1 protein-coding gene is annotated in these 466 nt (G+C 43.3%); it reads right to left on the bottom strand.

Going from position 1 to position 466, the window contains the following annotated elements; all coding sequences use genetic code 11:
- Positions 1–73: 73 nt before the first annotated feature.
- A partial coding sequence (locus tag B3W37_RS04175; RefSeq protein ID WP_483174865.1) for a nucleoside triphosphate pyrophosphohydrolase family protein occupies positions 74–466 on the bottom strand: 393 nt, incomplete at its 5' end.

The following is a 466-nucleotide window of genomic DNA, read 5'->3' on the forward strand; positions in this document are numbered from 1 at the left end:
TTGTTGACAAAGTCAACAAGCTGAATAACCGCCTGTAAGGCGGTTATTGGTTAGCAAATTATAAAGGCCGGCATCAGGTCATGTTAAAAACACCCAGGGTGCTGGCTTTTTTGTATTCTTTGAGAAATACATCATACATGTTGATATTGAGGGTATTGCACAAGGCTGCGGAATAAAAGAACAGTTTGCCTAACTCGGTGGTGATGACGTCTTCACAATTGGCGCAAAGCTCACCGCGGAGATGATCGTCAAGGTAACCTTTCAATTCTTCGAAGGATTCAATGCTTTCCGGTACCTGAATTTTGTTGGCTTCGATCGATACACATCCACAATCTGTAACTGATTTAATAAGAGCCCGATTGACCCGGCATGACGACTCGGAGAGCTTAGAGAGGATATCGCATATGCTGCGGTGTCTGATCAACAAATCCCCCACAACATTTTGGAATTCATCACAAATCAAGTC

The organism is Syntrophomonas sp. UBA5494, from assembly GCF_002426325.1.